Here is a 12,527-nt window from a genome sequence, read left to right as displayed (position 1 = left end):
ATGAACGAGATCGCACTGGGATCTGCCCGAACCGAGCCCGAACGGCAGGTGGAGAAGGCTCTGGCCGCCGTTGCGGAGTGGGAGGGCCTGAACATCACCTACGCTCCGGTACCCGGAGGGTTGATGAACAGCAATTGGCGCATCACCGTCGAAGGGAAACCCAAGCGCTACTTCATGAAACTCCCCGGCGCCGGGACGGATTCGTTCATCGACCGGTCACTGGCCAACGAAGCCGCTCGCCGGGCAGGCGCTCTGGACATCGGGCCGGAGGTGGTGCTGTTCGATCCGGTGACCGGGGTGGAGGTGATCGAATTCCTGGAAGGCTACCGAGCGTGCACCAACGGCGACCTCAAGCGTCCCGAGATCCCGATGGGCATGATCGATGTGTATCGCGTGCTTCATTCGGGAAGCAAGCTCAGCATCACGAAGACGATCTTCGACATGATCGACGAACACCTCGATCAGGTTGCCGAACTCGGTGTGCGGTTGCCGCGCGACGCAGAGCTGATCCTCGCCGAGTACGGGCAGGCGAAGAACGCGATGCTGGCGTCCGGCCTGGATCTGGTTGCATGTCACAACGACCCGATGCCAGGAAACATCCTCATCGGTGACGGCCTGCCGATGAAACTGGTGGACTACGAGTTCGCATCCAACAACGACCGCGCCTACGAGCTCGCCGTCATGATCACCGAGATGTTCTACGGCGAGCAGCAGACGATGGAATTGATCGAGGAGTTCTACGGCAAGGCCGAGTGGTCGATGATCTCTCGCGTGCAGGTGTGCAGCGCGCTCGCGGACGTGAAGTGGGGCCTGTGGGGTTGCATGAACCACAAGCTCAGCACCGCATGGGATTTCGACTACCACAAGTACGGAACCTGGAAGCTCGCCCGCGCCAGGATGAAGATGGCGGATCCGCGTTGGGCGTTCTGGCTGCAGGGGTTGTGAGGTGACCACACTCGATCGCGTCGGAGCCCTGAGCGTCAACGGATTCGATGCATCCTCGACCGTGGGACTCAGCACTCGCACGCTCGATCTGGTCGAACGCCGGAGGCGCGTCCTCGGGCCCGCCTACCACCTGATGTACGAGTCTCCGCTCGAGTTGGTACGAGGAGAGGGTGTGTACGTCTACGACGCCGACGGCACTCGATACCTCGACATGTACAACAACGTCGCCAGCGTGGGGCATTGCCATCCCCGGGTTGTCGACGCCGTCACCCGGCAGATGTCGAGGATCAACACGCACACGCGGTACCTGCACGAGGCCGTGATCGGCTACGCAGAAGATCTGGTCGGCACTTTCCCGGAAAACCTGAGCACGGCGATGTTCACGTGTACCGGGTCCGAGGCGAACGACCTCGCTCTCCGGATCGCACGGCACGCGACCGGCCGTCAGGGCATCATCGTCACCGAAAGCGCTTATCACGGTGGAACCGTGGATGTGGCGGCGTGTTCGCCGTCGATGGGTCCGGCGTCCGTCCGCGACGCGGAGTGGGTGCGGACGGTTCCGGCCCCGGACGCCTACCGGGTGGACGGCGATCCGGGCACGTGGTTCGCCGAGAAGGTGCAGGCACAGATCGACGACTTGGTCTGCAGCGGTGTCGGTTTCGCTGCGCTGATGGTCGATTCGATCTTCGCCTCCGACGGGATCTTGCCGGAGCCGACACCGTTCCTGAAGCCTGCAGCGGACGTCGTTCACGCAGCGGGTGGGATGTTGATCGCCGACGAGGTGCAGCCGGGATTCGGCCGACTGGGCGCATCGATGTGGGGCTTCGAGCGGCACGGGTTGCTGCCCGACATCGTGACGATGGGCAAACCGATGGGTAACGGGATGCCCATCGCCGGACTGGTCATGCAGAGTTCGTTGGCCGAGTCGTTCGGACGAGACCTGCGCTACTTCAACACCTTCGGTGGCAATCCGGTGACCGTTGCTGCGGCCCAGGCGGTTCTCGACGTGATCCGCGACGAGGACTTGGTCGCCAACTCCGCCTCGATGGGTTCGCGCATGCTGACGGGCCTGAGAGGACTTGCCCCGAGTATCGATTCCATCGGTGACATCCGTGGTGCGGGGTTGTTCGTCGGAGTCGAATTCATCGGCCCGGCGGGTGAACCGGATCCGGCCGAGGCATTGCGCGTGGTCAACGCCATGAAGGAACGCGGGGTGTTGATCTCGGCCACCGGTTCGTACGGAAACACATTGAAGATCAGACCGCCGTTGACCATCGAGTCGGCAGACATCGACCTGTTCCTCGACATGTTCGCGGCGGTCGTGGCCTGATACGAATGTCTGTCAGGCGTCGGTCGGGCCCAGCGACGCCAAGGTTCTGTCGGCCACTCGTTCGAGTTGACCCCGCGTTGCGCCGTCCCGGGCTCGCTGAGACATGCCCTGAATGATCACACCGATCAATTCCGCAACGTCGACGGGCTCCCATGACGGGGGCAGGATGCCGTCGGCGATGTTCTCCGAAATGCGCTCCGACAGCAGCGCGACGTTGGCATTGCGCATGTCCCGCAACCGATCTGCTATCCCTCGGTTGGCGTCGGTGACGCCGACGGCCGAGCTGATGATCAGACAGCCCCCCGGACACGAATCGTCGGTGTAGTGCACAGCCGCGTCGTACAGCAGCCGTGAGATGAGCTTGGCGGCCTGCGGCTCCTCGGCGAACGCCCGGGCCATGAAGTCCCCGCGCGTAGCGAGGTAGCGGTCCACCGCTGCGAAGAACAGCCCCTCCTTGCCGCCGAATGCACTGTAGAGACTGGGCGGGTTGATGCCCATGGCACCGGTCAGCATCGACACCGAGGTGCCCTCGTACCCGTGCTCCCAGAAGGCGAACATCGCCTTGTCCAGCGCAGAGTCGACATCGAACTTGCGCCCCTGCCCTCGCACGCCGGCCATAGGCCCTCCTGTGTCACATCGCAACAGTTCTGTTCAGCTGTGATCTACTCTACTCCTGTAGCGATCACTAAGCGAATCCCTTACGCTTCTGCAAGAACTTCGGTTCGGCGCCGCACGGAAGAGAGCGAATACAGCCCGAGAGTGCACATCACCGTCCAGGGGGATCGAAATGCGTAGTGCCGCTTCATTCAAACTCGGACTCAGTCACAGCGCAGACACCGACTCGGCGTGGAAGGTCGAGGCGGTGAAGCAGGTCGAGTACCACGTCATCGCCGCACGGAACCTGTTCGAGACGGAAAACGCCCAGCTGTTGACCGGCTGCAGCGCAGCACCGCTGACCCGGGGAGACAGACGCCTCGTCGTGATCGACTCCAATGTCGATCGCATCCACGGCGACCGCATCAGGAGATACTTCGAGCACCACGGGGTGGCCGCATCGTTCGTGCCGATGCGCGCCGACGAAACGGTGAAGGAATGGAGCTCGGTCATCCGCGTCGTCGACGCGATGAACGGATTCGGTATCGACCGACGACGCGAGCCGGTCATCGCCGTCGGCGGTGGCGTGCTGCTCGACGTCGTCGGATTCGCCGCGAGTGTCTATCGGCGCGGCACTCCGTACATCAGGATTCCCACCACCTTGATCGGTCTCGTCGACGCCGGAGTGGGCGTCAAGACGGGTGTCAACTACGGCATGGGCAAGAACCGCCTCGGAACGTACGCCCCCGCCATCGCCACCTACGTGGACCGCTCATTCCTGCGCACCCTCGACGACCGACACCTGTCCAACGGTCTCGCCGAGATCCTGAAGATGGCGTTGATCAAGTCGGTCGACCTGTTCGAGCTGCTCGAAACCTACGGTCAACGCCTGATCGCCGACAATTTTCAAGGTACGTGCAGCGAACTCGACACTGCTGCAACGCAGGTCATTGCCGAATCGATCCACCTCATGCTCGAGGAGCTTCAACCCAACCTGTGGGAGTCCTGCCTCGAACGGTGCGTGGACTACGGCCACACGTTCTCGCCCACACTCGAGATGGAGGCTCTGCCCGCTCTGCTGCACGGCGAGGCCGTCAGCATCGACATGGCGCTCACCTCCGCGCTGGGTTTCCTGCGCGGAAGCCTCAGCAGAGAGGATCTGGACCGGATTCTCACGGTGATGAAACGGCTCGGCCTCCCCGTCTGGAACGACGTGTTGTCCACCGCAGGCGTGCTCGACGCCGCACTCGCAGACACCGTCCGCCATCGAGACGGACGTCAGCGACTGCCGCTGCCCGTCGGTATCGGCGGACACCATTTCGCCAACGATGTGACCAACGAGGAGATCGCGTCCGCGCTGACTCTTCTCGCGCGCAAGAACACCGGGCTGGCCAACGGTGAAGTCTCGGTGACGAAGGTCGCGTCATGAAGTGGGACAGCCTGTACATCGAGGGCTTCGGGTCCTATCTACCCGAAAGCCGAGTGCAGGCGGCCGATATGGTCGCGGCGGGGCGATTCGACTCGGTCGAGCACCAGAAGACCGGGCAGACGTCGGTCGCGGTCTCGAATCCCGACCTCGGCGAGTCCGCGCCGGACATGGCCGTCCTCGCGGGCCGAGCCGCGTTGCAGGACAGCGGAATCAACACTGACGAGATCGATCTTCTGGTACACGCTGTCGTTCTGCACAACGGTCTGGAGGCCTGGAACTGCGGTGCGTACATCCAGAACGAACTCGGCATCGACGACTGTCTGCCCATCGAGATCCGCACCGCATGTGCCGGCGCGATCGTGGGCATGGAGATGATCGGTCGTTGGTTCGACGGACGCGGCAAGGGATTGGTGACCGCGTCCGACGCATGGCGAATGCCACTGTTCGACCGGTGGAAGTCCGACAGCGGACTCGTCTACGGCGACGGTGCGGCCGCCGCCGTCGTCGGACCCGATCTCGGCCCGTTCCGCATCCTGTCGACATCCGTGGTCAGCGATGCGCACCTCGAACAGATGCACCGCGGCTTCGACAGCCTGGACATGCCGGTCTACGACACCGACGGGCCCATCGACCTGAGAGCACGCGTCGCGGGCTTCACCGCGACACACTCCATCGACGAGTTCTGGTCCCGCAACGCAGCGGCTCTGTCGCGTTGTGCCGAAACGGCACTGGGTGACTCGGCGACCCATCACGGCGAGATCGGCAGGTGGATCGTCCCGAACTTCGGCAACGTTCTGCTGCGCAAGCAGTGTTTCGAGCCTCTCAAGATCAAGCCCGACCAGACGCTGGTCGAACTGGGGCGCGAGATCGGACACACCGGGGCTGCCGACCCGTTGCTCGGCCTCGACCTGCTCCGGCACACCGAAACCCTGCAGCCCGGTGACCGAATCATGCTCACCGGCATCGGCGTCGGGTTCACCTGGGGATGCGCAGTAGTCGAGTACACCGGCCACGACAACACCACGAAGGGATAGACCAATGGTCACCGAGACACGTCACGAAGCGCCCGCGGTCAACGCGAACGCGGCCATCATCTGGATGCTGCTCGCAGTGTTCGGGGTGGGGACCGTCGAATACCTCGTCGCCGGAGTTCTACAGGACATCTCCTCCGATGTCGGTGTGAGTGATTCGACTGCGGGCCTGCTGATCACGATCTACGCCGTCACGGTGGTCATCGGCGGCCCCCTTCTCACCATCGCCACCACCAAAGTCCCTCGCACCCCGCTCATCGCCGCTTTGATGGCCTTGTTCGTCATCGGCAACATCGGCACCGCACTGGCCCCGAACTTCGCGACCCTCGTGGTCTTCCGAATCATTACGGCGCTCCCCCACGCGACGTTCTTCGCACTGTGCCTGGTGTTGGCAACATCGTTGGTGGAACCGGAATTTCAGGGCCGCGTCATCGCACGCGTGACGCTGGGGCTCAACCTCGCCACCGTCCTCGGAGTTCCGTTGGGGACGCTGATCGGCTCGCAGCTCGGTTGGCGTTGGTCGTTCGCCATCGTCGCGCTCTTCCAATTGTTGGTCACCGCCGCCTTGATCGCCTCGACCCGACGAGCAGCACCGTCACATCAGACCGGCAGTGTCACTTCGGAACTGAGCGTGTTCACCCGCGGACCGGTGTTGTGGGCAATCGGCCTCACGGCGCTGAGCCAGGCCGCGCTGTTCGTGGTGTTCACCTACATCGCGCCCTACCTGACCGATCACGCCGGCATCTCCGCATCGACCGTCACCATCGTGCTGTTCGTCTTCGGCGTCGGCTCGGTGGTCGGCAACCAGCTCGGCGGATACTTCGCAGACAAAGCACTGGACACGACGCTGTACACGGCGCTGACGGCACTCGCGGGCGCACTCGTCGTCCTGTTCCTCTTCGGCGGCACAGCATGGTTCGCGTTCGCGTGGATGTTCGTTCTCGGTGCCGCGGGCTTCTCGATCATCCCGCCACTGGCCTCGAAGTTGATCGGCGCGGCCAGTGAAGCGCCCCACCTCGCGGCCACCGTCAACATCGCCGGGTTCCAACTCGCCAACGCAGCGGGTGCCTGGATCGGTTCCATCGCCCTGTCGGGAGGCAGCAGCGTCTCGGTCCTGCCTGCCATCGGAGCGGTCCTCGCCGTCGGCGCGGTGGTGCTGCTGTTCGTCAGTCGTCGCGCGTCACAGGTGGCCGCATGAGAGCCGCGGTGATCGACGCGCCGCATTCCGTTTCGATCGTCGAGCTCGACGCACCGGTCTGCGGCCCGGACGACGTCGTGGTCGCTGTCTCGTACGTCGGGCTGTGCGGTACGGATCTGGAACTGTTGCACGGCACGTCCTCGTACCTGACCGACGGGAAGACGTCCTTTCCGCACCACTTCGGCCACGAGTGGGTCGGCGTGGTCGAACGGACGGGCAGCGGCGTCCGCGATCTCGATGCCGGTGACGCGGTCACCGGAAGCACCATGCTCTTCTGTCAGTCCTGCACGGCCTGCGGATCGGGTAAACGAAACCAGTGTTCGGATCTTCGCGAGGTCGGCCTCTACGAACACGGCGGGGCTGCAGCACAATTCCTCGTCATGCCGCGGCGCGCCGTGGTCTCGCTGGGACGGGTGACAGCCGAACCCGAACATGTCCTCATCGAACCGCTGGTGACCGTACTCGAAGCTGTCGACGCGGCATCGGTGTCGCCGGGCGATCGGGTCCTCGTCGTCGGGGCGGGAACCATCGGCAGTCTCGCGGTGGCCATGCTTTCCCGCTACCCCGTCACCGTCGACATTCTCGAACCACGATGCATCGAGCACCTCGACCCAAGCGCGGTGGCTCGCACTTTCACCGAGGCCGACGCTCTGACCGGGCCATACGACATCGTCGTGGAGGCATCGGGCGGCGTCGGCGCACTGAGCACTGCAATCGGGGTACTGCGCCCCGGTGGAAAGTGCATTCTCGTCGGCGTGGCTGCGCACTGCGAGTCCATCGACCCCGGAGCGGTTGCGCTGGCGGGTATCTCGATCATCGGGATTCGTCACGGTGTCGATCACTATCGCCGTGCTGCGGCGCTCTTCCCGCTCATTCGTCCCGCCCTGGCGGCGCTCATCGACAGCGTGGTCCCGTTGTCCGACGCCAAGGCGGCCTTCGATCGTCTCGAAAGCCACAGGTCACGCCCGAAGGTGGTGATCGCAGTTGAGTAGACCCGGCTACACCGTCGTCACCGGTGCCAGTAGCGGAATCGGACGTGCGATCGCCGTGGCCCTCGCACGCGAGGGACACAACCTGATCCTCGGATACGGCAACGGCACCGACCGAGTCAGTCGACTGATCGACGATATTCGAGCGTCGTATCCCGTCGACGCGATTGCGCTCCAGCTCGATCTGCGTGACGCGCGGGCCACGGTCGCCGCAGTCGAGGGCGCGATCGGCACGTTCGGCGAGATCCGATGCCTTGTCAACAACGCCGGCGTCAACGACCGGTCCTCGGCCGACGGTCTCGATGTCCAACGGATCGAGGATGTCCTGGCGATCAACACCGTCACGCCACTTACGTTGGCATCGGCTGTCGGTCGTCGCATGATCTCGGACGGCATCGCGGGCTCGATCGTCAACATCACCTCGGTTCACGATTCGGTGCCCATCACCGGCGGCGCGATCTACTGCGCCAGCAAGGCAGCGTTGGCTGCGTCGGGGAAGGTACTCGCGCTCGAGTTCGCGCGGCACGGTGTTCGCGTCAATTCGGTAGCTCCCGGGGAGACAGCAACCGCGATGAACGGAGTTGTCGACGAATCCGCCTACGCGGAGATTTCGAGGCCGGCCATTCCCCTCGGCAGGCCCGCCGGGGTGAACGAGGTTGCCGCAGCCGCAGTCTTTCTCGCCGGACCGGCATCGAGTTACCTCACCGGTACCACCATCACCGTCGACGGCGGCCTCGTGCTGACCGCAGCGGAGGAAAACGCACGGTACGCGGGCGAGTTGGTGCCCGCAGCCGAACGAGAGGAGATCGCATGAAGGCCGTTGTCATCACCGCCAAGGGTGAACCCGAAGTACTGACTGTCGCCGACGTGGACGAACCCGTCGCCGGACCGGGAGACATCACGGTGTCGGTGGCTGCGGCCGCCGTCAATCCGGTCGACCTCAAGACCCGCTCGGGATTTCTACCGATCGAACTGACGTACCCCGCGGTCCTCGGTTGGGATGTGTCGGGCACCGTCGTCGCCGTCGGACAGTCGGTGACTCGATTTGCACCGGGCGACAACGTGATCGGGATGATTGCGCAGCCGGCACATCGTTTCGGTACCTATGCCGAGCGTGTGGTCGCCGACGAATCTCTGTTCGCACACGCGCCCACCGGCGTCGGCCTGGCGCATGCGGCAGCGATCCCGCTCGCATCTCTCACCGCCGTGCAGCAACTCGACAAGATCGCCCTCGCAGCGCACTCGTCGGTCTTGGTGACCGGGGCTGCGGGCGCGGTGGGACGCATCGCGTCGGCGATTCTGATCGGCCGCGGCCACCGAGTGGACGCCCTCGCGCGTGTGTCCGACACCGAGGATCTGCTCGCGTTCGGCGCACGCCGAGTGTTCGCGAAACCCGTCGACCTGCAGGCAGGTGAGTACGACGCCGTCGTCGACACCGCAGGCGTGGTCGAGACCATCGACTCCGTGCGCGACGGCGGCGCGTACGTCTCGATCGAGGACGGCGACCAACCACAACCACAACGCGGGATCACCCCGGGCAAGAGCTATGTGAACGAGGACGGACCGGGACTGGCGGAGATCTCCGCGCTCGTCTCGGCGGGCACGCTCACTGTCCCCGTTGCCCGCGAATTCGGATTCGACAAGGCCTCGCAGGCGCATGCGCTCCTAGCGGCCGGTGGAACCCGAGGAAAGGTACTGCTGATCCCATGACCACGACCGAAACAATCGAAACATCGCTCACCACAATAGGTATCACCGTCCCGGACGCCCACCAGGCCGCTGACTTCGTCGCATCGCTCGTCGGCGCGACTGCCACCGACGGTGCCTCGGTGCCGGTCTCGAGCAGCGTCACCGTCGAGTTCACGTCCTCGGCTTCGGCCGAACAGACCCCGCCGCGAATAGTCGATGTGGGAACCAATCACCTGTGCTTCACCGTCGGAGACATCGACGCTGCAGCGGTTTACCTCGATGAACAGCAGGATGTTTCGTTGCTCGGCGATGTGATCACCGTCCCCGAGGGTCCGATTGCCGGCAACAAGTGGATCTACTTCAGATCGCCGTGGGGCACGTTGTTCGAGCTGCAGCAGTGGCCCGAGACCCCGGGCTATTTCCGCCACACCGACGCCCGGCTGCATCATCGACGTGACGATATCCCCTCGGCGCTGCTGCCGACCTGCCGAGGGCTCGACCATTCCGGGTACAGCGTGGCGGATCTCGATGCGACCATCGCGCAGCTGGTGGCCTCGCACTCCGCAACCGAGGTACTGCGCACCGAGATCGAAGCAGACCGCGGCTTCATGCGCGCGCAATTCGATCTCGATGTGGAAGGTACGTCCAGGATGGCAATGGTCTCGGTCGGTGAGCTCAATGTGGAACTGTTCGAGCATCACATCGGACGCAAGCACGGTGCCCGGCCGCTGACGGCCAACGGTGGCAATTTCCTCACCCTGCCCACCAGTGATCGGAACACCGGCGCACGTCGACTGTTTCCGGGTGCGCCGTGAAGTACGGACTCAATCTGCCGAACTTCGGGCCACAGATCGATCCGGACGGGCTCCTCGGGTGGGCACGCACTGCCGAATCGGCCGGATTCGACAACATCCTGCTCTCGGATCACGTGGTACTGACCGACGATGCGAATCGCCGCTCCCCCGCGCCGTTCTACGAATGCCTGACGACGCTGTCGTGGCTTGCCGGGCAGACCGACTCGATCCGTCTCGGTAGCGGAGTGCTGATCGGGAGCCATCGCCATCCGGCATACCTCGCGCATGCCACCGCAACGATCGACCGGCTCAGCGCCGGACGACTCATCGTCGGAGTCGGCGTGGGTTGGACGGCGCAGGCGTTCGACGTTCTGGGTGTTCCGTTCCACCGCCGGGGCAGGCTGACCGACACCACACTCGACACCCTGGCAGCCGCGTGGGCGTCGGAGACCTACGAATCCCCCGGTGCCAGTGGCACATCCCGCCGTATTCACGGTGGGCCGATGCCGGTGCAGTCGCCACATCCGCCGCTGTGGATCGGCGGCAACGGCCCGGCTGCGATCGACCGGACCAATACCCGCGGCACCGGTTGGCATCCACTGCACCCGTCGAGACAACTGTGCATCGCAGGATCGCGAGCCCTGCACGAGGACAAGGAGTTCGTCCCGAGAATCTACTTTCTGCCCACCGACACTCCGGTGCAGTCGCCCAATCGTCCCCTCGGGTACGGGACCGTGGGTCAGATCCGTACCGACATCGAATTTCTCAGCGAATTGGGTGCCGGCACCGTGGTTCTCGATACCGACCCGGGCGACCAACGACTACGCCGCTCCACCGCAGACGATCTCGAGCTCGTCCGCTACGCCGGCGACGCCTTGGGGATGCGAGCGGAGGCTACGGTATGAGTCTGCAGCCCGGCCCGCTTCGCGGATCCATCACGGCAGCTGCATTCCTGTTCGACATGGACGGCACACTCGTCGATTCCCACGAGTCGATCGAGGCGGTGTGGTTCGAGTTCGCCGAACGCCACGGCGTCGACAAGGCCGTGATGGCCAAGGCGCTGCCGGGGCGACTGGCCGCCGACATCGTTCTGCGTGTACTCGGCCCCACTGCCGACCTCCGTGCCGCGCTCCGATGGATTCGAGAACGCGAACACCAGAACCTGGTGCCGGTTCGGCCCATTGCCGGTGCGCAGACGTTTCTCGCCGCGGTGCCCCCGGACCGATGGGCGGTGGTGACGTCGGCGTCGCGTTCGATGATGGTGCGACGCCTCACCGCGGCCGGATTTCCGACGCCGCGAATTGCCGTGTGCGCCGAGGACGTCGCCGTCGGCAAGCCTGATCCCGAGGGATTTCAGTATGCCGCAGAGCAATTGGGTGTGCCGATCGAGTCGTGCATCGTTTTCGAGGACGCCGACGCCGGGATTGCCGCAGCTCATGCCGCCGGCGCGCGGTGCATCGCGATCGGCAACGAGTCCGGTCCACAGGTTGCCCGCGTCGACGACTTCGAATCGATGCGGGTGGTGGTAAGCGACGGCGGTCTGGTGATCGATGTGGATGGGGTGACGTGAACACCACCGTCTCGGTCGATCTCGGCGGGACGTGGCTGCGCATCCGACACGGCGATGCCACCGAGCGGCTACCGTCTCCCAGCTCGATCAGGCAGCCCGGCACACCGTCCGACGAGCTGTTGGAGCAACTGGTGGATACCCTCGATCTCCATGTTCCGCAGGGTGCTGCGGCCAACATTTCGTGTGGCGCTGCGCTCGACGAGCAGAACGGTGTTGCCCTCGGTTCCGGGCCCCTGTGGGGAGGCGCGCCAACCGGTGAGATTCCCCTGCTCGACGTCCTGACCTCTCGACGCCCCGATGTGCGATGGCGGCTCGTCAACGACGTGACGGCTGGGCTGGCGTCGTTCGCACTCGGGTTCGCTCGACCTACCGACCGTCACATCGCCTACCTCACGATCAGCAGCGGAATCGCTGTGCGCACTGCAGTTCTCACCGACAGAACCATCCCGGTCGACCACCGAGGTCTACAGGGTGAGATCGGCCATCTGCGGGCAACGAGTTCAGCCCCGGAGGCAGTGCGGACGTTGCCCTGCGCATGCGGCGGCATCGGGCACGTTTCGTCCATCTCGTCCGGCCCCGGAGTAGAGGCGGTCGCGGAGGTACTCGGCATTGGCTACGACGTCGATACCTTCGCGGCGTCGCTTACGGCCGGACACGCAGACGCGGCCAGGTTGCTAGGGATTGTGGTGGAACCGATCGCCGAACTGATCAGGACCATGATCACCCTCGACCCGCGCTTGGACCGAATCGGCATCGGCGGTGGCGTCGCGGAGGGACTGTGCGAATTCTACGGACGTGAGCTCGAGGAACAACTCGCGGAGACACGCTCGTACGCCGACTCCCTCACCTCGGAGCGTGTCGCCGAGATCATCCACCTCTGCAAGCCCGGCGACATCGACACTCTGGCCGGAGCCGACGCCATAGCCGACGGCTATCTGCGCGCCACCAAGACCTGAAA

13 protein-coding genes are annotated in these 12,527 nt (G+C 64.6%); 12 read left to right on the top strand and 1 reads right to left on the bottom strand.

Annotation, left to right across the window (positions count from 1 at the left end; translation table 11 throughout):
* Both CH273_RS10250 and CH273_RS10245 read left to right on the top strand, forming a co-directional pair.
* Positions 1 to 945, top strand: coding sequence for a choline kinase family protein (locus CH273_RS10250; protein ID WP_032395136.1), 945 nt, complete (start codon positions 1 to 3; stop codon positions 943 to 945).
* Position 946: 1 nt separating this feature from the next.
* Positions 947 to 2,275: an aspartate aminotransferase family protein gene (locus CH273_RS10245; protein WP_032395034.1), complete on the top strand. Its 1,329-nt coding sequence runs from the start codon at positions 947 to 949 to the stop codon at positions 2,273 to 2,275.
* A gap of 12 nt (positions 2,276 to 2,287) precedes the next feature.
* On the opposite strand, the gene CH273_RS10240 is transcribed toward CH273_RS10245, so the two are convergent.
* Positions 2,288 to 2,893: a TetR/AcrR family transcriptional regulator gene (locus tag CH273_RS10240; RefSeq protein ID WP_032395033.1), complete on the bottom strand. Its 606-nt coding sequence runs from the start codon at positions 2,891 to 2,893 to the stop codon at positions 2,288 to 2,290.
* A gap of 169 nt (positions 2,894 to 3,062) precedes the next feature.
* On the opposite strand from CH273_RS10240, the gene CH273_RS10235 reads away from it, so the two are divergent.
* The 10 genes from CH273_RS10235 to CH273_RS10190 are packed head-to-tail and all read left to right on the top strand — an operon-like array spanning position 3,063 to position 12,525.
* Positions 3,063 to 4,298: a sedoheptulose 7-phosphate cyclase gene (locus tag CH273_RS10235; protein ID WP_032395032.1), complete on the top strand. Its 1,236-nt coding sequence runs from the start codon at positions 3,063 to 3,065 to the stop codon at positions 4,296 to 4,298.
* The gene (locus CH273_RS10230) at positions 4,295 to 5,332 is read left to right on the top strand and encodes a ketoacyl-ACP synthase III family protein (protein WP_032395031.1); all 1,038 of its coding nucleotides are present in this window, start codon (positions 4,295 to 4,297) and stop codon (positions 5,330 to 5,332) included. Before CH273_RS10235 ends, CH273_RS10230 begins: the two co-directional genes overlap by 4 nt.
* Before the next feature lie 4 nt (positions 5,333 to 5,336).
* Positions 5,337 to 6,527, top strand: coding sequence for an MFS transporter (locus CH273_RS10225; RefSeq protein ID WP_032395030.1), 1,191 nt, complete (start codon positions 5,337 to 5,339; stop codon positions 6,525 to 6,527).
* The gene (locus CH273_RS10220) at positions 6,524 to 7,519 is read left to right on the top strand and encodes a zinc-dependent alcohol dehydrogenase (protein WP_032395029.1); all 996 of its coding nucleotides are present in this window, start codon (positions 6,524 to 6,526) and stop codon (positions 7,517 to 7,519) included. The genes CH273_RS10225 and CH273_RS10220 overlap by 4 nt, the downstream gene beginning before the upstream one ends.
* The gene (locus tag CH273_RS10215; protein ID WP_032395028.1) at positions 7,512 to 8,330 is read left to right on the top strand and encodes an SDR family NAD(P)-dependent oxidoreductase; all 819 of its coding nucleotides are present in this window, start codon (positions 7,512 to 7,514) and stop codon (positions 8,328 to 8,330) included. The genes CH273_RS10220 and CH273_RS10215 overlap by 8 nt, the downstream gene beginning before the upstream one ends.
* Positions 8,327 to 9,226 (top strand): NADP-dependent oxidoreductase, encoded by a 900-nt coding sequence (locus CH273_RS10210; RefSeq protein WP_032395027.1) that lies wholly within the window; start codon positions 8,327 to 8,329, stop codon positions 9,224 to 9,226. Before CH273_RS10215 ends, CH273_RS10210 begins: the two co-directional genes overlap by 4 nt.
* Complete coding sequence (locus CH273_RS10205; RefSeq protein ID WP_032395026.1) at positions 9,223 to 10,020, top strand: VOC family protein; 798 nt, start codon at positions 9,223 to 9,225, stop codon at positions 10,018 to 10,020. The genes CH273_RS10210 and CH273_RS10205 overlap by 4 nt, the downstream gene beginning before the upstream one ends.
* Positions 10,017 to 10,904: a TIGR03619 family F420-dependent LLM class oxidoreductase gene (locus CH273_RS10200; RefSeq protein ID WP_032395025.1), complete on the top strand. Its 888-nt coding sequence runs from the start codon at positions 10,017 to 10,019 to the stop codon at positions 10,902 to 10,904. Before CH273_RS10205 ends, CH273_RS10200 begins: the two co-directional genes overlap by 4 nt.
* On the top strand, positions 10,901 to 11,569 hold the full coding sequence (locus CH273_RS10195; RefSeq protein WP_032395024.1) for an HAD-IA family hydrolase: 669 nt from the start codon (positions 10,901 to 10,903) through the stop codon (positions 11,567 to 11,569). The genes CH273_RS10200 and CH273_RS10195 overlap by 4 nt, the downstream gene beginning before the upstream one ends.
* Positions 11,566 to 12,525 (top strand): ROK family protein, encoded by a 960-nt coding sequence (locus tag CH273_RS10190; RefSeq protein WP_032395023.1) that lies wholly within the window; start codon positions 11,566 to 11,568, stop codon positions 12,523 to 12,525. Before CH273_RS10195 ends, CH273_RS10190 begins: the two co-directional genes overlap by 4 nt.
* The last annotated feature ends 2 nt before the right edge of the window (positions 12,526 to 12,527 follow it).

Origin of the sequence: Rhodococcus sp. 05-339-2 (genome assembly GCF_002258965.1) — a bacterium.
Taxonomy (GTDB): domain Bacteria; phylum Actinomycetota; class Actinomycetes; order Mycobacteriales; family Mycobacteriaceae; genus Rhodococcoides.
The sequence above is the reverse complement of the archived record's forward strand: the minus strand, read 5'-3'. Positions and strand labels throughout refer to the sequence as shown.